Origin of the sequence: Nocardia sp. PE-7 (assembly GCF_030486425.1) — a bacterium.
GTDB lineage: Bacteria > Actinomycetota > Actinomycetes > Mycobacteriales > Mycobacteriaceae > Nocardia > Nocardia salmonicida_A.
This window is the reverse complement of the sequence record NZ_CP129614.1, coordinates 841,387-859,530: the sequence shown is the minus strand read 5'-3', so window position 1 is coordinate 859,530 and position 18,144 is coordinate 841,387. Positions and strand designations below refer to the sequence as shown.

General features: G+C 65.6%; 14 protein-coding genes and 2 rRNA genes. 6 read left to right on the top strand and 10 right to left on the bottom strand.

Annotation, left to right across the window (positions count from 1 at the left end; genetic code table 11):
* Positions 1–76 precede the first annotated feature (76 nt).
* Both glgP and QX204_RS03935 read right to left on the bottom strand, forming a co-directional pair.
* Complete coding sequence (gene glgP / locus QX204_RS03940) at positions 77–2,647, bottom strand: alpha-glucan family phosphorylase (protein WP_301905209.1); 2,571 nt, start codon at positions 2,645–2,647, stop codon at positions 77–79.
* A 36-nt stretch (positions 2,648–2,683) separates the two neighbouring features.
* Positions 2,684–3,103: a VOC family protein gene (locus QX204_RS03935; protein WP_301905208.1), complete on the bottom strand. Its 420-nt coding sequence runs from the start codon at positions 3,101–3,103 to the stop codon at positions 2,684–2,686.
* An 80-nt stretch (positions 3,104–3,183) separates the two neighbouring features.
* Here QX204_RS03935 and QX204_RS03930 point away from each other — a divergent pair, with 80 nt between their 5' ends.
* The 4 genes from QX204_RS03930 to glgB all read left to right on the top strand — a co-directional run bounded on the left by QX204_RS03930 (position 3,184) and on the right by glgB (position 8,692).
* On the top strand, positions 3,184–3,774 hold the full coding sequence (locus QX204_RS03930; protein ID WP_301905207.1) for a TetR/AcrR family transcriptional regulator: 591 nt from the start codon (positions 3,184–3,186) through the stop codon (positions 3,772–3,774).
* A gap of 51 nt (positions 3,775–3,825) precedes the next feature.
* Positions 3,826–4,470, top strand: coding sequence for a LysE family translocator (locus QX204_RS03925; protein ID WP_301905206.1), 645 nt, complete (start codon positions 3,826–3,828; stop codon positions 4,468–4,470).
* 65 nt (positions 4,471–4,535) lie between these two features.
* The gene (locus QX204_RS03920) at positions 4,536–6,536 is read left to right on the top strand and encodes an alpha-1,4-glucan--maltose-1-phosphate maltosyltransferase (protein ID WP_301905205.1); all 2,001 of its coding nucleotides are present in this window, start codon (positions 4,536–4,538) and stop codon (positions 6,534–6,536) included.
* Complete coding sequence (gene glgB / locus QX204_RS03915; protein WP_301905204.1) at positions 6,536–8,692, top strand: 1,4-alpha-glucan branching protein GlgB; 2,157 nt, start codon at positions 6,536–6,538, stop codon at positions 8,690–8,692. The genes QX204_RS03920 and glgB overlap by 1 nt, the downstream gene beginning before the upstream one ends.
* On the opposite strand, the gene QX204_RS03910 is transcribed toward glgB, so the two are convergent.
* The 4 genes from QX204_RS03910 to QX204_RS03895 form a co-directional block, all read right to left on the bottom strand.
* Positions 8,689–9,081 carry a nitroreductase/quinone reductase family protein gene (locus QX204_RS03910; RefSeq protein ID WP_301905203.1) on the bottom strand — a complete coding sequence of 131 codons (393 nt, stop codon included), beginning with the start codon at positions 9,079–9,081 and terminating at the stop codon, positions 8,689–8,691. The two genes, glgB and QX204_RS03910, sit on opposite strands and share 4 nt — an antisense overlap.
* Before the next feature lie 95 nt (positions 9,082–9,176).
* Positions 9,177–10,046: a tetratricopeptide repeat protein gene (locus QX204_RS03905; protein ID WP_301907901.1), complete on the bottom strand. Its 870-nt coding sequence runs from the start codon at positions 10,044–10,046 to the stop codon at positions 9,177–9,179.
* A gap of 61 nt (positions 10,047–10,107) precedes the next feature.
* On the bottom strand, positions 10,108–10,476 hold the full coding sequence (locus QX204_RS03900) for a DUF3817 domain-containing protein (protein ID WP_301905202.1): 369 nt from the start codon (positions 10,474–10,476) through the stop codon (positions 10,108–10,110).
* Positions 10,477–10,579: 103 nt separating this feature from the next.
* The gene (locus tag QX204_RS03895; RefSeq protein ID WP_301905201.1) at positions 10,580–11,764 is read right to left on the bottom strand and encodes an acetyl-CoA C-acetyltransferase; all 1,185 of its coding nucleotides are present in this window, start codon (positions 11,762–11,764) and stop codon (positions 10,580–10,582) included.
* A 131-nt stretch (positions 11,765–11,895) separates the two neighbouring features.
* On the opposite strand from QX204_RS03895, the gene mce reads away from it, so the two are divergent.
* On the top strand, positions 11,896–12,357 hold the full coding sequence (gene mce / locus QX204_RS03890; RefSeq protein ID WP_194830079.1) for a methylmalonyl-CoA epimerase: 462 nt from the start codon (positions 11,896–11,898) through the stop codon (positions 12,355–12,357).
* Positions 12,358–12,443: 86 nt separating this feature from the next.
* A complete protein-coding gene (locus QX204_RS03885; RefSeq protein WP_301905200.1) occupies positions 12,444–13,442 on the top strand; it encodes a coiled-coil domain-containing protein in 999 nt (332 codons plus the stop codon).
* A gap of 91 nt (positions 13,443–13,533) precedes the next feature.
* Here QX204_RS03885 and QX204_RS03880 read toward each other — a convergent pair whose 3' ends face one another.
* From QX204_RS03880 to QX204_RS03865, 4 genes are all read right to left on the bottom strand, one after another.
* Positions 13,534–13,824: an Rv1322 family protein gene (locus QX204_RS03880; protein WP_194830080.1), complete on the bottom strand. Its 291-nt coding sequence runs from the start codon at positions 13,822–13,824 to the stop codon at positions 13,534–13,536.
* A 12-nt stretch (positions 13,825–13,836) separates the two neighbouring features.
* On the bottom strand, positions 13,837–14,580 hold the full coding sequence (gene nucS / locus QX204_RS03875; RefSeq protein ID WP_301905199.1) for an endonuclease NucS: 744 nt from the start codon (positions 14,578–14,580) through the stop codon (positions 13,837–13,839).
* 76 nt (positions 14,581–14,656) lie between these two features.
* Positions 14,657–14,773, bottom strand: a 5S ribosomal RNA gene (gene rrf, locus QX204_RS03870).
* A gap of 88 nt (positions 14,774–14,861) precedes the next feature.
* A 23S ribosomal RNA gene (locus QX204_RS03865) occupies positions 14,862–17,998 on the bottom strand.
* Between the last annotated feature and the right edge of the window lie 146 nt (positions 17,999–18,144).

Here is an 18,144-nt window from a genome sequence, read left to right as displayed (position 1 = left end):
CTCAGTTATCGACCCCGGAACGGTAGCGGAAAGTTCACTGAATCGAAGAACCCGGCACTCGCGTCACCGTGTACGGTTACGCGCCCGCGACGGCCACCGAGCCCAGTTCGGCGTCGGAGGCGAGCAACGCGTTGTGGGGAAGGACACGGACCGTGTATCCGACCGCGCCCGACAGCGGGACCGGAGCCTGGATCGAATACAGCTCGCTGCCTTCGTCGGCGCCGGTGTGGCGCATCTCGATCGTGGTCGTGTCGGAGAGGTCGTCGGTCGGCGAGACCCGGCCGAGTACCGCCTGCACCACCACATCCGTCGGCGCGAGCCCGCCGAGATCGATGCGCGCGTGCAGCGACAGTTCCGCGCCGATCACCGGGGTATCCGGCAGGCCAGAGCTGTCGACCTGCGCGACCCGCACCGAGGGCCACGCGGCGTCGACGCGCTTGCGGTATTCGGCGATCTCGGTGGCACCGGCGAACTTATCGGCTGCGGCGCGACCGAACGCGGCGGCCGCGGGTCCGTAGTACTGCTCGGCGTAGTCGCGCACCATCCGCGAGGCCAGGACCTTCGGGCTGGTGGTCTGCAGGGTGTGGCGCACCATCTCGGTCCAGCGGATCGGCACATCGCTCGCGTCACGGTCGTAGAAACGCGGCGCGACAGTGCGCTCGACGAGTTCGTAGAGCGCCGAGGCCTCGAGGTCGTCGCGGCGGGTCTCGTCGCGGATGCCGTCGGCGGTGGGGATGGCCCAGCCGTTCTCCCCGTCGTACATCTCGTCCCACCAGCCGTCGCGGATGGACAGATTGAGGCCGCCGTTGAGCGCGGACTTCATGCCCGAGGTCCCACAGGCTTCGAGCGGGCGCAGCGGATTGTTCAGCCACACATCGCAACCCCAGTACAGGTAGCGGGCCATCGACATGTCGTAGTCGGGCAGGAAGACGATGCGGTGCCGCACCTCCGGGTCGTCGGCGAACCGCACGACCTGCTGGATCAGCGCCTTGCCGCCGTCGTCGGCGGGGTGGCTCTTGCCCGCGACCACCAGCTGCACCGGACGTTCGGGGTCGAGCAGCAGCGCGCGCAGGCGTTCGGGGTCGCGCAGCATGAGGGTGAGTCGCTTGTAGGTGGGAACGCGACGGGCGAAACCGATGGTGAGCACGTTCGGGTCGAAGACGTCGTCGATCCAGCCGAGTTCGGCGTCGGCGGCGCCGCGCTGTCGCCAGGAATCGCGCAGCCTGCGCCGCACTTCGTCGATCAGCACCCCGCGCAACGTGTTCCGCGTCGACCACAGCTGACCGAGGTCGACATCGCTGAGCTTCTCCCAGCCCCGCGCCTCCTCGACCAGTTCGGGGCCGACCAGTTCGCGCGCCTTGTCGATCCATTCGCGTGCGGCCCAGGTCGGGGCGTGCACGCCGTTGGTGACCGAGCCGATCGGCACCTCGGCCGCGTCGAAGCCCGGCCACAGCGCCGCGAACATCTCCCGGCTGACTTCACCGTGCAGTCTCGATACGCCGTTGGCGCGCTGGGCCATTCGCAGACCCATGTGCGCCATGTTGAACACCGAGGGATCGCCCTCACGACCGAACGCGAGGATCCGGTCGACGGAAAGCCCGGGCAGCAGGGCGGATTCGGACTCACCGTGCGAACCGCCGAAATACCTGCGCACCAGAGGCATCGGGAATCGGTCGATGCCCGCGGGCACCGGAGTGTGCGTGGTGAAGACGGTGCCCGCTCGCACCGCGGCGAGCGCGGTCTCGAAATCCAGTCCGCCCGCGATGAATTCACGCATGCGCTCGACGCCGAGGAACCCCGCGTGACCCTCGTTCATGTGGAAGACATCGGGATCGGGGAGCCCGTTGGCGCGGGTGTAGGCGCGCACCGCGCGAACGCCACCGATCCCGGCCAGGATCTCCTGCTTGATGCGGTGGTCCTGATCGCCGCCGTAGAGCCGGTCGGTGACGGCGCGCAGTTCGGGATCGTTGTCGGCGATATCGGAATCGAGCAGCAGCAACGGGATCCGGCCCACCTGCGCGATCCACACCCTGGCCCGCAGCACCCGCCCCTCCGGCATGCCGACGCGGATGAGCACCGGCGAGCCGTCGCTGGTGAGCAGCCGCAGCGGCAGACCCTGCGGGTCGAGCGCCGGGTAGTGCTCCATCTGCCAGCCGTCGGCCGACAGCGACTGCCGGAAGTACCCCGAGCGATACAGCAGCCCGACGCCGATCAGCGGCAGGCCCAGATCCGAGGCGGCCTTGAGATGATCACCGGCGAGGATGCCGAGACCGCCGGAGTAGTTCGGCAGCACCTCGGTGACACCGAACTCCATCGAGAAGTAGGCGATCCCCGCCACCTCGGTGCCGGTCTGCTCCTGGAACCACCGCGGCCGAGTCAGGTAGTCGCGCAAGCCCGCGGCGGCGGCGTCCACCCGCGCGGTGTAGCCGGGATCGGCGGCGAGCTCATCGAGCCGCTCGGCGGGCACCTCGCCCAGCATCCGCACCGGGTCCTGGCCGACGGTGCGCCACAACCCCGGATCGAGCTCGGCGAACAGATCCTGCGTCGGGCCGTGCCACGACCACCGCAGGTTCGTCGACAACTCACCCAGCGCGGCGAGCCGCTCCGGCAAATGGGCACGGACAGTGAACCGACGAAGTGCCTTCACCCCGGAAGAATAAACGATCGAGCCCGCACCGGGGATCTAGGTGAACTGGGCAGCGAATTCGGGGGTGGGCGGGACCTCGGTGATCACGTCGATCAGCACGCCGGCGGGATCGGCGACGATGAAGTGGCGTTGCCCGAAGTCTTCGGTGCGCAACGCGAGTTCGGGGCGAAGGCCGCCGGTCCGCACGAGTCGATCCCACTCGGCGTCGACGTCGTCGACCTCGAAATTGAGCACCACCCCCTGCACCGGCTTGCCGAAGCCTGCCGGGATCGTGGGATGGGTGGGGTCGAGCAGTGCCAATTCGTAGGTCGGCTCGTCGCCGGCGCCCGGCCGCCGCAGGCTGACGTACCAGTCCGCCTCGAAGACGATCTCGAAGCCGAACCAGGCCGTGTAGAAGTCGCGCGATTCCGCGATCCGGCTGGTCGCGAGAACCGGGTAGTAGCTGCTGAGTCTCATGGGATTCCCCTTTCACATACCGATGGTATGTGTCGTACGATAGTTCACATACCATCGGTAGGTCAACGGGAGGACAGTCGATGACATCGACCGCGCGAACGCGGCAACGCGAACAGACGCGGCGCGTCCTGTTACACGAGACAAGGGCCCTGTTCGCCGCGAAAGGCTATGCCGCCGTGGGACTTTCGGAGATCGTGACGTCCGCCGGGGTCACCAAGGGCGCGCTGTATCACCACTTCGACAGCAAGGCCGACCTGTTCCGCGCGGTCCTCACGCAGGTACAGGAGGAGGTCGGCGCGCAGGTGGCCGCCGCGGCCGACACCGAGTCCGACCCGTGGGCGCAACTCACTACCGGCTGCGCCGCGTTCCTGCGAGCCTGCGCCGACCCCCGCGTTCAGCGGATCCTGCTGATCGACGGCCCCGCCGTCCTCGGCTGGCACGAATGGCGCGCCATGGACGAGGCCAATTCGGCCCGCCACCTGCACGAAGCCCTGCAATCCCTCGTCGACACCGGTGTGCTTGCTCCGCAACCGATCGCCCCGCTGACCCGACTGCTCTCCGGCGCGATGAACGAGGCCGCGCTGTGGTCGGCCACCACCACTGATCCCAACGCGCTGACCGACACCATCGCCGCCCTCGACCGCCTCCTCGCGGGCCTGCGCAGCGCCTGACGCCACGAAATCCGTTCGCCATACCCCGGCACTGCGTGCCACGATGCACCGATGCCGCACTGGGTCGATGTCCTGCCCGAATTCCTGGTCGCCGCCATCATCCTGGCCGCGCTACCCGGGCCCGCGACGGCACTGTTCCTGCAGCGATCGGTTCGCGACGGGCGCAGCGCCGGCTTGGCCGCGGTCGTCGGCAACGAGATCGGCATTCTCGGCTGGACGCTCGCAGGCGGCACCGGGCTGTCGATTCTGCTGGCCGCCAACCGCTGGCTCAACACGACCATGCATGTCGTCGGCGCCGTCGTCCTGATCTGGCTCGGCGTCCAGTCCTGGCGCCACGCCCGCGGCCACAGCGACGACTTCGGCGCCGCCCTCACCGCGAAACTCCCGGGCGGCAACACCCCCGCCGCCGCCTTCCGCGCCTCACTGATCTCGATCGCCGCCAACCCGAAGGCTGCGGTCTTCGGCATGACGATCCTGCCCCAGTTCCTCCCGAACGAAGGCCCCGTCCTGCCCACCCTGTTCATCCTGGCCACCATCCAGGTCGTCGTCGACGGCGCGTGGTGCGTCGGCGTGGTCCTGGCCGCCGACCGAGCAGGCGCCTGGCTGCGCCGTGCCACGATCCGTCAGCGGGTAGAACGCGCCCTCGCCGCCGTCCTGGTGGCCCTCGGCCTGGGCCTAGCGGCCGATACACGCTGAAACCACCCCGGGGCACCCCCGTCCGCCGGCGCTCCCCACCCGGAAAAATGCAGTAAGTTAGCCGAGTGACCGGCCGGATAGCCATCGATGACATCGCCCCGTCCATTCCCGGCGGCCGCCCGGCTAAAGCCGCAGTCGGCGAGGTGTTTCCTGTCCGTGCCGTCGTCTGGCGCGAGGGTCACGACGCGGTAGCCGCCACCCTGGCGGTCCGAGCCCCCGGCTCCTCCCGGATCACCCGCATCCGCATGGCCCCCGACTACCAACCCGACGTCTTCAACGCCCACTTCACCCCCAGCGCCCCCGGTCTGTGGACCTACCGCGTCGAAGGCTGGAGCGATCCCGTCGCCACCTGGCGCTCGGCCGTCGAAGCGAAGTTGTCCGTCGGCCAGACCGCCGCCGACCTGGCCAACGACCTCGAGACCGGCGCCATCCTGTTCGACCGGGCCGCCCAAGCCGTCCCGAAGAAGCAGTTCGAACGCCTGCGCGCCGCCGCCACCGCCCTGCGCAGCGACGAACAACTCCCGGCCCGGGTCGCCCCCGCGTTCTCCGAGGAGATCAGCGAGATCCTGCGCGCCACCCCGCTGCGCGAGATGGTCACCCGCGGCGCCCAGTTCTCGGTCCTGGTCGAACGCCGCCGCGCCCTGGTCGGCTCCTGGTACGAATTCTTCCCCCGCTCCACTGGCGGCCGCGACGCCGAAGGCAACCCGATTCACGGCACCTTCGCCACGGCCGCGCGTGAACTCCCCCGGATCGCGGGCATGGGATTCGACGTCGTCTACCTCCCGCCGATCCACCCGGTCGGCGTGGTGAATCGCAAGGGCCGCAACAACACCCTCACCACCGAGCCCGGCGACGTGGGCTCCCCCTGGGCCATCGGCTCGGCGGACGGCGGACACGATGCCGTGAACCCGCTGCTCGGCACCGAGGCCGACTTCACCGAATTCGTCTCCACGGCAACAGCTCTCGGCCTGGATGTCGCCATCGACCTGGCCCTGCAATGCGCACCCGACCATCCCTGGGTCGCCGCCCACCCGGAGTGGTTCACCACCCTGCCCGACGGCACCATCGCCTACGCCGAGAATCCCCCGAAGAAGTACCAGGACATCTACCCGGTCAACTTCGACAACGACCCCGACGGCCTGTACGCCGAGATCCTGCGGGTGATCCGGCACTGGATCTCGCTGGGCGTCACCATCTTCCGCGTGGACAACCCGCACACCAAGCCCGCCGATTTCTGGGAGTGGCTGATCACGGAGCTGCGCCGCACCGACCCCGACGTGATCTTCCTGTCCGAGGCGTTCACCCGTCCGGCCCGCCTCTACGGCCTTGCCCGGCGCGGCTTCAGCCAGTCGTACACGTATTTCACCTGGCGCGTGCACAAGTGGGAACTCACCGAGTTCGGCTACGAGATCGCCGCCAAGGCCGACGAAGCCCGACCGAATCTGTTCGTGAACACCCCCGACATCCTGCACGAAAGCCTGCAGCACGGCGGCCCCGGCATGTTCGCCATCCGCGCCGTGCTCGCGGCCACCCTGTCCCCCACCTGGGGCGTGTACTCCGGTTTCGAACTGTTCGAACACGAGGCGGTCCGCGAGGGCAGCGAGGAATACCTCGATTCGGAGAAGTACGAACTTCGTCCCCGCGATTTCGCCGGCGCCCTCGAGCGCGGTGAATCGCTGGAACCGTGGCTCACCCGCCTCAACGAGATCCGGCGCAATCACCCCGCGCTGCAACAGTTGCGCTGCATCCACTTCCATCACATCGACAACGACGCGCTGATCGCCTACTCCAAGATCGATCCGGTCACCGGCGACGCGGTCCTGGTCATCGTGAACCTGAACCCCTATGCCGCCGAGCAGGGCCATATTTCGCTCGATCTCCCCGCGATCGGCCGCGAATGGCACGACCATCCGGTGGTCTTCGACGAGATCAGCGGCGAGGAATACCACTGGGGCCAGCAGAATTTCGTGCGACTCGACCCCGCGCGCGCGGTCGCGCACATCCTGGCGCTACCCGCGGTCCCCGCCGCCGCCCGCGCACCGCTGGCCTACCGCGAGACACTGTGATGAAGCGCCGCGATCTGCTGCTGCTGGCCGCGGGCACCCATCCCGACCCGCATACCGTCCTGGGCGCACACCCCCATGCCGACGGCACCGCGGTCCGGGTCCTTCGCCCTCACGCCGACACCGTGACGGTGCTCGTCGGCGAGTCCGAGCATCGGCTGAAGTCGTTGGGCCACGGTATTTTCGACGCGGTCCTGCCGTATCCGCAGATCGACGACTACCGGGTCCGCGCGGAATACCCGGCCGGCCAGACGGTGGTTTCCGCCGACGGCTACCGCTTCCTGCCCACCGTCGGCGAATTCGACCTGCACCTCATCGGCGAAGGCCGACACACCCGCCTCTGGGAGGTACTCGGCGCGCACCCGCGCCACTACACCACCCTCGACGGCGAGGTCGACGGCACCTCGTTCGCCGTCTGGGCCCCGAATGCTCGCGGGGTCACCGTCTTCGGCGATTTCGACCACTGGAGCGGCACCTCGGCGCCGATGCGCGCCTTGGGCAGTTCCGGGGTGTGGGAGGTGTTCGTGCCGGGCGTCGGACCGGGCACGCGCTACAAGTACCGGATCCACGGCGCCGACGGTCGTGTCGTCGATCACGCGGATCCCCTTGCCTTTTCGACCGAGGTACCGCCCGCGACGGCCTCGGTGGTCACCCGCGCCGACCACGTGTGGACCGACAGCGCCTGGCTCGACCGACGCGCGAAGACCGACGCGGTCCGCTCCCCCATGAGCGCCTACGAAATCCACCTCGGTTCCTGGCGACCCGGCCTCGACTACCGCGAATTGGCCCATCAGCTGGCCGATTACCTGCGCGCGACCGGATTCACCCACGTCGAACTGCTGCCGGTGGCCGAGCACCCGTTCGGCGGCTCGTGGGGATACCAGGTCACCTCCTATTACGCCCCGACCTCGCGTTTCGGCAGCCCCGACGACTTCCGCTACTTCGTCGACCACCTGCACAACGCGGGCATCGGGGTGCTCCTGGACTGGGTGCCCGCACACTTCCCGCGCGACGAATGGGCACTGGCCCGCTTCGACGGCACCCCGCTCTACGAACACCCCGACCCGCGCCGCGGCGAGCAACTCGACTGGGGCACTTTCGTTTTCGACTTCGGTCGCAACGAGGTCCGCAACTTCCTGGTCGCCAATGCCGCCTTCTGGATCGAGGAGTTCCACATCGACGGCCTGCGCGTCGATGCTGTGGCCTCGATGCTGTACCTGGACTACTCCCGCCCCGACGGCGGCTGGGAGCCGAATATCTACGGCGGCCGGGAGAATCTGGAAGCGGTCGACTTCCTGCAGGAGCTCAACGACGCCGTGCACGGCGCCCATCCCGGCGTGGTCACCATCGCCGAGGAGTCCACCACCTGGCCCGGCGTCACCCGCGGCACCGACGTCGGCGGCCTCGGTTTCACCATGAAGTGGAACATGGGCTGGATGCACGACACCCTCGGCTACCTGGGTCGCGACCCGATCCACCGCTCCTGGCACCACAACGAGATGACGTTCTCGCTGGTGTACGCGTGGAGCGAGAACTATGTGTTGCCGATCAGCCACGACGAGGTCGTGCACGGCAAAGGCACGCTGTGGACCCGCATGCCCGGCGACGACTTCGCCAAGGCGAGCGGCGTACGCGCCCTGCTCGCCTACATGTGGGCCCACCCCGGCAAACAACTGCTGTTCATGGGCCAGGAATTCGGCCAGTTCCGCGAATGGGACAACGACCGCGGCCTGGACTGGCAGGAACTGGAAAACCCACTCCACCAGGGCATTGCGACCATGGTGGCCGACCTCAACCGCACCTACACCGCCCACCCCGCCCTGTGGACGCAAGACGCCACCCCCGGCGGTCACTCCTGGATCGAAGCCGACGACAGCACCGCCAACGTCTTCGCCTTCCTGCGCTGGGGCACCGACGGCAGCGCGGTGGCGGCCGTCTTCAACTTCTCCGGTTCCCTCCGCGAGAACTACCGCATCGGCCTGCCCCACCCCGGCCCCTGGCACGAGATCCTCAACACCGACGCCCACGAATACGCGGGCTCCGGCATCGGCAATCTCGGCATCGTCACCGCCGTCGACACCCCCAGCCACGGCCACCCCGCCTCGGCCACCATCACCATGGCACCCCACAGCGCCCTCTGGCTGTCCTCGACGGCTTAACTATCCAGGTCGACCCGAATCGTCAACAGGTCGGTACCGAACGCCCGCACCGCGGTGCTGTTGTAGCGCGGCAACTGCCGCAGCCTGGCCCGTGGATCGTCCCCGGGCAGCAACACGGCGGTCCCCGCGTACCAGCGCCCGCGCAGGCGCACCCTGACCTTGTTGTCGGCCTTGATGTTGCGCACATACTGCGAGCGATCCCCGAACTCGGAGACCAACCAGAACTCGTTTCCGACGCGCCGACCACCGATCGGTGTGACCCGCGGTTGCCCGCTCACCCGCCCGATCGTCTCCAGCAACTGCTGACCGGGCAGTCTGCCCAGTATCGGATTCAGTCGCCGCTGCAACGCGGTGACGATCCGATGCTGAATATCGTTCTTGGACGCCATATTTCGACCGTAGCACCGCTCATACGCGGCGAAGCCGCCCCGGCGATGTTCGGCCGGGGCGGCTTCGAAAAGCAATCTCTGCTGGGCTGTGGGTGTCAGTACAGTGCGGCAGCGAGCTTGCGCCGGGCGGCGATCACGAAGGGCTCGGCGGGATCGAACAGCTCGAACAGCTCGAGCAGGCGGGTGCGGGCCCTGGTGCGGTCGTCGCCCGCGGTGCGCTTGACGATCGCGATGATCCGATCGAAGGCCGCCTCGGGTCGCTGCTCGAACATCTCGATGTCGGCGGCGTCGAGCGCGGCGTCCAGATTCGCCGGGTCGGCGTCGGCGGTGGCGACCACGGCCGGGTCGAGCTGCTGGGCCCTGGTCAGGAAGCGCAGCTGGCGCAGGGCCGCCTTGGCTTCCTCGTTGCCGGGTTCCTCGGCGATGATCGCCTCGTAGGCCGCCTCGGCGCCGGCGAAGTCACCTTCGGACAGCTTGTCCTCCGCGTCGACGAAGCGCGGGTCCTCGATCTCGGGCTCGACGGGAGCCGCGTCGGGGTCGCCCTCGAGCTTGCCCGCTGTCGCGTCCATCACAGCGTCGAGCCACTGCCGCACCTGCGGGTCCGGCTGCGCGCCTTCGAAATCGGCCAGCGGCTGCCCGCCCGCCACCGCGATCACCGTCGGAATGCCCTGCACGCGCAGCGCCTGCACGATGTTCATATTGGCTTCGGCCTCGATCACGGCCAGGTCCCAGGCTCCACCGTCGTCGGCGTTGAACCGCTCCAGCGTGCGAACCAGCTCGACGCTGCCCGCGCTGCGCTGCGAGAACAGCGCGACCACCACGGGCACCTGCGTCGAGCGCCGAATCACCTTGGCTTCGAAATCCGCCTCGGTGACCGTGTGGTTTCCCGAGGCCGGAGCAGCAGCGGCGCCGCCGGGAGCGGCGGGCGGCTGCTTGAGCGCGGACAGATCCACCGCACCGGACATGGCGGCGGCAGCGGCGGGCGAAGGACGGCGGGCAGCGGGTCGAGTCACGCTTTCCAGTTTGTCACGAAGCTGTTGGAGCGGCAGCCGCGGAGCCCTTGCTCACGTTTGCGCTCAGCTCACCGAGCTGACCGGTGCGCACCGCCCAGACCTCGAAGATCACGGTGAACAGCGGCGGAATGCTCGACGCCAGTGCCAGCACGGTGGTCTTCCAGTTCCAGTTCAGTTCGCGCGAAGTCAACAGCGCCGTGATCACGAACAGCACGAAGATGGCGCCGTGCACCGGTCCGAAGATCTTCACGCCGATCTCGTTGCCCTCGGCGGGCAGGTACTTGAACGCCATACCGGTCAGCAGCCCGATCCAGGACAGCGCCTCGAGCACCGCGAAGAACCGAAACCGACTGGCCGTGGACCGCAAATCGAAGAAACCCATGCCCACTATTGTGCCGCATGATCTACGACACCACGTAGTTGGACCGGTCACAATGAAAGCCCTGGTACCCACGCGGAGTACCAGGGCTTTCGGTCGAACGGGATCAGGCGGGTACGCGGATGATCAGCGCGTCGCCCTGACCGCCGCCACCGCACAGCGCGGCGGCACCGACGCCGCCACCGCGACGCTTCAGCTCCAGCGCCAGGTGCAGCAGGATGCGCGCACCGGACATGCCGAGCGGGTGACCGATGGCGATGGCGCCACCGTTGACGTTGACCTTCTCCGGGTCGAAGCCGAGCTTGCGGGTCGAAGACACGCCGACAGCCGCGAATGCCTCGTTGATCTCGATGAGGTCCAGCTCGGCGGGCGTGATGCCCTCCTTCGCGCACGCGGCGAGGATCGCGTTGGCCGGCTGGTCCTGCAGGGTCGAATCCGGCCCGGCGACCTGGCCCGCGGCGCCGATCTCGGCGATCCACTCCAGCCCGAGCTCTTCGGCCTTGGCCTTGCTCATCACGATCACCGCGGCCGCGCCGTCGGAGATCTGCGAGGCGGTGCCCGCGGTGACGGTGCCGTCCTTGCGGAAGGCCGGACGCAGCTTGCCCAACGACTCGACGGTGGTGTCGGCGCGAATGCCCTCGTCCTCGCTGACGTAGACCGGGTCGCCCTTGCGCTGCGGCACGGCGACCGGCACGACCTCGTCTTCGAACAGCCCGTTCTTCCACGCGGCGGCAGCGCGCTGGTGCGAGGCCGCGGCCAGCGCGTCCTGCTCCTCGCGGCTCACCTTGTCGAGGTCGTTGCGATCCTCGGTGAGCAGGCCCATGGCCTGATCGGTGATCACGTCGTGCAGGCCGTCGTAGGCCATGTGGTCGACGAGGGTGGTGTCGCCGTACTTGAAGCCCTCACGGCTCTTGGGCAGCAGATGCGGGGTCTGGCTCATCGACTCCATGCCGCCGGCGACCACGATCTCGTGCTCACCCGCGCGGATCAGCTGATCGGCCAGCGCGATGGCGTTGATGCCGGACAGACAGACCTTGTTGATCAGCAGCGACGGCACATCCATCGGGATACCCGCGGCGATGGCGGCCTGACGCGCGGGCAGCTGCCCCGCACCGGCCTGCAGCACCTGGCCCAGGATCACGTAGTCGACCTGCGCGGGCGCGACGCCGCCCTTCTCGAGCGCGGCCTTGATCGCGACACCGGCCAGATCCGAGGCCTTGAAGCCCTTCAGACCGCCGAGCAGCCGACCGACCGGGGTACGCGCACCGGACACGATGACAGAAGTGGTCACGAAAGCCTCGCATTCATTGAGTCGAACCTCGCCGGAGGCACACGGCAGCACCGCGCGCGTACAGGAGTTGGACTCCACGGTAACCGGTATCGGCCCGCGCCCGGCACGCAGGTCCGCGCTAGCTTCGTAGGGTGACCAATGAGAACTTCATCCCCGCCGACTACGTCATCGCCGTCGACCACGTGGGCATCGCCGTGCCCGACCTCGACATCGCCGTGGCCTGGTACACCGACAACCTCGGCATGGTCGAGACCCACCGCGAGGTGAACGAGGCCCAGGGCGTCGTCGAGGCCATGCTGTCGTGCCCCGCCGCCGCGGACCGCGCGACCGCCCTACAGTTGCTTGCCCCGCTCACCGCCGAGTCGACCATCGCCAAGTTCATCGACCGCAGCGGCCCCGGACTGCAGCAGCTGGCCTACCGGGTCACCGATATCGAAGCGGTTTCGGACTTCCTACGCGGACGCGGCGTGCGTTTGCTGTACGAAGCCCCCCGTCACGGGACCGCCGATTCCCGCATCAATTTCATCCATCCGAAGGATGCTGGCGGTGTGCTGGTCGAGCTCGTGGAGCCGAACCCGGACGTTACGCACTAGTACGGCGGTACTGTCGGTAAATCTCGGCGAGATCACAATCACGGTCGAGTCTCCATAGGCTCGCTCGAGGCTGTATTTTGTGTGCCATGTCGTCACCTGAGTCCGATCGCAATCGCTTCGTTGCACTGCCCTTCACCGTTGTGCGCAAGGGTTATGCGCAAGACGAGGTGCGCAACTACTTCGACCGCTTCGACGCTGAGCTCCGCGTCACCGCCACCGACCGGGATGCTGCCGCCGCGCAGGCCCGCAATCTCGCCAGCCAGCTGGAAGATGCGCGTGACGAGATCGATGAGCTCCGCAAGGAGGTCGACCGGCTTTCCGTGCCGCCGACCACCGCCGAAGGCATGTCCGACCGCATCTCGCGCATGCTGCGCCTGGCCTCGGACGAAGCGTCCGAGGTCCGCGCGCTTGCGCAGGCCGAAGCCGCCGAGATGGTGTCGATCGCCGAGCAGCAGGCCACCGAGATGCGTGGCAAGTACGAGTCGCTGCTCGCGGAGACCAAGGAGAAGCGCGAGGCGCTCGAGATCGAGTTCGAGCAGACCCTCGCGAACGCGCGCACCGAGTCCGCCAAGATCATCGAGGCCGCACAGGCCGATGTGGAACGTCTCGGCAAGGAGGCCGAGGCCAAGCGCAAGGCCACCCAGCAGGACTTCGAGGCCACCATGAACGATCGGCGCACCAAGCTGACCCGTGCCATGGAGGAGCTCGAGGCCACCAGTCGCGCCGAGGCCGCCCAGCGGATCAAGGATGCGACCGATGAGTCCAACCGCCTGATCAGCTCCGCCACCCAGACCTCCGAGCGCAAGATCGCGCACGCGAAGGAACTGGCCGAGGAGATGCGCGTGCTGCGCGGCCGGGTGCTCGCCCAGCTGCTCGGAATTCGCGGTCAGCTCGACTCCGTGCCCGCCATGCTCGCCGCGGTCAACCGCGAGAGCGAACTGCTCGACGGCACCCCCGAGCGCAAGTCGATCAGCAACAACAACGGCAACAAGTCCGTTGCGAGCTCGCGCCAGAACAAGGCCATCCCGGAGGTCGCCGACGAGGACATCGTCGACGAGGACCGCGAGAGCGCCGACGTCAACTGATCAGTCTGTCGGACTCGTAACGACATTCACCTGGAAAACCGAAGGCCGCCTCGAATCGACGAGGCGGCCTTCGGTTTTCGTTGTCTGTCGGTCAGGACCAGCGGCGGGTGATGCCGCGGGTGCGTCGGCCGTTCCAGCAACCCTGGTGCCAGTGTCTGCGGTCGTCCTCGCCGCCCTCGGCGGCCCAGGCGACGATATGGGCGACGCCGACGGCGATCTCGTGGTCGCAGCCGGGGCACCGATAGGTCTTCACCGCGCGGGCGCCGGGAACCGTTCGCACGATATAGGTTTCGTCGCCCGGCCCGTCCTCGGTCCGGCCGTACACGTCACCGAGCGGTGCGGGGCCCGTAGGACGTCCGGTGCGTGGTTTACGTCGCGGCATCCCACTTCCCTCCTAGAAGAGGCGGAAAACGTTGCTCTCCGTGCCACGTAGCTCGTCGTAATCGAGCGTGAGGCAGCGGATTCCACGGTACTCGGCCAGCGTCTTCGCCTGCGGCTTGATCTGCTGCGCCGCGAACACTCCGACCACCGGGGCCAGCAGCGGGTCGCGGTTGAGCAGCTCGAGGTAGCGGGTGAGCTGCTCGACACCGTCGATGTCACCGCGCCGCTTGATCTCCACCGCCACCGTGGCGCCGTCGGCGTCGCGGCACAGCAGGTCCACCGGGCCGATCGCGGTCATGTACTCGCGCCGCACCAGGGTGTACCCCTCCCCGAGCTTCGTCACGTGCTCGGCGAGCAACTCCTGCAGATGGGCTTCGACGCCGTCCTTCACCAGGCCGGGATCGATGCCGAGCTCGTGTGAGGAATCGTGCTCGATCTCCTCGATGGTGATCCGCAGTTCCTCGCCGGCCTTGTTCGTCACCACCCACAGCGCCTTCGCGGTCACCGGCTCCGGTTCCTGGCCCTCCCGCAGCGGCGTGACGCCGTCGGGCAGCTCGGCACGCATCGCGTCCGGCACGTCCTGTTCGACCAGCCAGCACGGCGGACTCATCCAGTTCAGCGGCTTGTAGGAGCCGCCGTCGGAGTGCACGAGCACCGACCCGTCGGCCTTGATCAACAACAGCCGACGAGCCATCGGGAGGTGGGCGGTCAGTCGACCGACGTAGTCGACCTGGCAACGAGCAATGACGAGGCGCACCCAAGCACTGTAGGCGACTGCCCTGGGAACGCAAAAAGGCCCTCCAACCGAAGTTGGAGGGCCTTTCGCAATGATGTTCCGGCAGTGTCCTACTCTCCCACACCCTGTCGAGTGCAGTACCATCGGCGCAGGTGGCCTTAGCTTCCGGGTTCGGAATGGGACCGGGCGTTTCCCCACCGCTATAACTACCGTAACTCTATGAAACCAGACAGCGCTCCCCCTACGGGGTTTGCTGCAGTGTCTGTTGTTTCAGAAACCGCACAGTGGACGCGTAACACCTTTGTAGTAAGCCCTCGGCCTATTAGTACCAGTCACCTACACCAGTTACCTGGCTTCCAATTCTGGCCTATCAACCCCATGGTCTGTAGGGGGCCTTAACCCATCAAGTGGGAGAGAAACCTCATCTTGGAACAGGCTTCCCGCTTAGATGCTTTCAGCGGTTATCCCTTCCGAACGTAGCCAACCAGCAGTGCTCCTGGCGGAACAACTGGCACACCAGAGGTTCGTCCGTCCCGGTCCTCTCGTACTAGGGACAGCCTTCCTCAAGTTTCTTACGCGCGCGGCGGATAGAGACCGAACTGTCTCACGACGTTCTAAACCCAGCTCGCGTGCCGCTTTAATGGGCGAACAGCCCAACCCTTGGGACCTACTCCAGCCCCAGGATGCGACGAGCCGACATCGAGGTGCCAAACCATCCCGTCGATATGGACTCTTGGGGAAGATCAGCCTGTTATCCCCGGGGTACCTTTTATCCGTTGAGCGACACCGCTTCCACTTGCCGGTGCCGGATCACTAGTCCCGACTTTCGTCCCTGCTCGACCTGTCAGTCTCACAGTCAAGCTCCCTTGTGCACTTGCACTCAACACCTGATTGCCAACCAGGCTGAGGGAACCTTTGGGCGCCTCCGTTACATTTTGGGAGGCAACCGCCCCAGTTAAACTACCCACCAGGCACTGTCCCTGAACCAGATCATGGTCCGAGGTTAGAAGTCCAATACGATCAGAGTGGTATTTCAACGACGACTCCACAAACACTAGCGTGCCCGCTTCACAGTCTCCCACCTATCCTACACAAACCGTACCGAACACCAATACCAAGCTATAGTGAAGGTCCCGGGGTCTTTTCGTCCTGCCGCGCGTAACGAGCATCTTTACTCGTAATGCAATTTCGCCGAGTCTGTGGTTGAGACAGCAGAGAAGTCGTTACGCCATTCGTGCAGGTCGGAACTTACCCGACAAGGAATTTCGCTACCTTAGGATGGTTATAGTTACCACCGCCGTTTACCGGGGCTTAAATTCTCAGCTTCGCGGATAAATCCGCTAACCGGTCCTCTTAACCTTCCGGCACCGGGCAGGCGTCAGTCCGTATACATCGTCTTACGACTTCGCACGGACCTGTGTTTTTAGTAAACAGTCGCTTCTCTCTGGTCTCTGCGACCCCACCCAGCTCCAACCGCAAGGGTTATCACCGGGCGTGGTCCCCCTTCTCCCGAAGTTACGGGGGCATTTTGCCGAGTTCCTTAACCACAGTTCTCTCGATCGCCTTAGTATTCTCTACCTGACCACCTGTGTCGGTTTGGGGTACGGGCCGTGTACCAGCTCGCTAGAGGCTTTTCTCGGCAGCATAGGATCACTGAATTCCCCTCAACGGGTACGCATCACCTCTCAGGCTATATGCTGTGCGGATTTGCCTACACAACGCCCTACAGGCTTACACCAGGACTTCCATCACCTGGCCCAGCTACCTTCCTGCGTCACCCCATCGCTTACCTACTACAGCGAAGGTCCTGTGCAGCCGTCATCCCTCTCGCCCGAAGGCTCGATAAGACAACATTTGGACAGTTAGTACCACTGATTCAGCATTGGGCGCGGATACACGGGTACGGGAATATCAACCCGTTGTCCATCGACTACGCCTGTCGGCCTCGCCTTAGGTCCCGACTCACCCTGGGCGGATTAACCTGGCCCAGGAACCCTTGGTCATTCGGCGGACGAGTTTCTCACTCGTCTTTCGCTACTCATGCCTGCATTCTCACTCCCGTGGCCTCCACAGCTAGTTCACACTGCTGCTTCCACGGCCACAGGACGCTCCCCTACCCATCCCAGCACCTGGCCCAACCCCAAAGGATTGGACGGGCTATTGCTGAAATGCCGCGGCTTCGGCGGTGTACTTGAGCCCCGCTACATTGTCGGCGCAGGATCACTTGACCAGTGAGCTATTACGCACTCTTTCAAGGGTGGCTGCTTCTAAGCCAACCTCCTGGTTGTCTAAGCGACCCCACATCCTTTTCCACTTAGTACACGCTTAGGGGCCTTAGCCGGCGATCTGGGCTGTTTCCCTCTCGACTACGAAGCTTATCCCCCGCAGTCTCACTGCCACGCTCTCACACACCGGCATTCGGAGTTTGGCTGACTTCGGTAAGCTTGTAGGCCCCCTAGGCCATCCAGTAGCTCTACCTCCGATGTGAAACACGTGACGCTGCACCTAAATGCATTTCGGGGAGAACCAGCTATCACGGAGTTTGATTGGCCTTTCACCCCTACCCACAGCTCATCCCCTCAGTTTTCAACCTAAGTGGGTTCGGGCCTCCACGACGTCTTACCGTCGCTTCACCCTGGCCATGGGTAGATCACTCCGCTTCGGGTCCATAATGTGCGACTAAAGTTTCGCCCTATTCAGACTCGCTTTCGCTACGGCTACCCCTCGACGGGTTAACCTCGCCACACACCGATGACTCGCAGGCTCATTCTTCAAAAGGCACGCCATCACCCCACACATCCGAAGATGGAAGGCTTTGACGGATTGTAAGCGCACGGTTTCAGGTACTATTTCACTCCCCTCCCGGGGTACTTTTCACCTTTCCCTCACGGTACTAGTCCGCTATCGGTCACCAGGGAGTATTCAGGCTTACCGGGTGGTCCCGGCAGATTCACAGCAGATTTCACGGGCCCGCTGCTACTCGGGAGACATCCACAACAGCCAAGAAGTTTTCGTTTACCGGACTATCACCGTCTATGGCAGGCCGTTCCAGACCACTTCAACTAACCACTTGGTTTCTTACTGTTGCCCTGATCGGCAGATCAGAGAAGAATGTTCCCACTACCCCAGCTAGACAACGACTGCCGTCTATCACATCTAACTGGTTTAGCCTCATCCGCTTTCGCTCGCCACTACTCACGGAATCACTGTTGTTTTCTCTTCCTGTGGGTACTGAGATGTTTCACTTCCCCACGTTCCCTCCACACACCCTATATATTCAGATGCGGGTAACACGACATCACTCGTGCTGGGTTTCCCCATTCGGAAATCCTCGGATCTCAGCTCGGTTGACAGCTCCCCGAGGCTTATCGCAGCCTCCTACGTCCTTCATCGGCTCCTGGTGCCAAGGCATCCACCGTACGCTCTTAAACACTTACTAACAAAGATGCTCGCGTCCACTGTGCAGTTCTCAAACAACACACCCGAAGTGACCTCATACCCGGACCAACTCGGCGTTACCGCCGGCGGTATCTAGGAAGATCTCTCCAGATCGTTTGTTTTGCCATGAAAAAACACTTCGCGTGT

Bases quoted from the DNA above. Each gene is read 5' to 3' on its own strand.
- QX204_RS03935 (WP_301905208.1), bottom strand. From the start codon at position 3,103: ATGAGACTCAGCAGCTACTACCCGGTTCTCGCGACCAGCCGGATCGCG.
- QX204_RS03930 (WP_301905207.1), top strand. From the start codon at position 3,184: ATGACATCGACCGCGCGAACGCGGCAACGCGAACAGACGCGGCGCGTC.
- QX204_RS03925 (WP_301905206.1), top strand. From the start codon at position 3,826: ATGCCGCACTGGGTCGATGTCCTGCCCGAATTCCTGGTCGCCGCCATC.
- glgB (WP_301905204.1), top strand. From the start codon at position 6,536: ATGAAGCGCCGCGATCTGCTGCTGCTGGCCGCGGGCACCCATCCCGAC.
- QX204_RS03910 (WP_301905203.1), bottom strand. From the start codon at position 9,081: ATGGCGTCCAAGAACGATATTCAGCATCGGATCGTCACCGCGTTGCAG.
- QX204_RS03905 (WP_301907901.1), bottom strand. From the start codon at position 10,046: ATGTCCGGTGCGGTGGATCTGTCCGCGCTCAAGCAGCCGCCCGCCGCT.
- QX204_RS03900 (WP_301905202.1), bottom strand. From the start codon at position 10,476: ATGGGTTTCTTCGATTTGCGGTCCACGGCCAGTCGGTTTCGGTTCTTC.
- QX204_RS03885 (WP_301905200.1), top strand. From the start codon at position 12,444: ATGTCGTCACCTGAGTCCGATCGCAATCGCTTCGTTGCACTGCCCTTC.
- QX204_RS03880 (WP_194830080.1), bottom strand. From the start codon at position 13,824: ATGCCGCGACGTAAACCACGCACCGGACGTCCTACGGGCCCCGCACCG.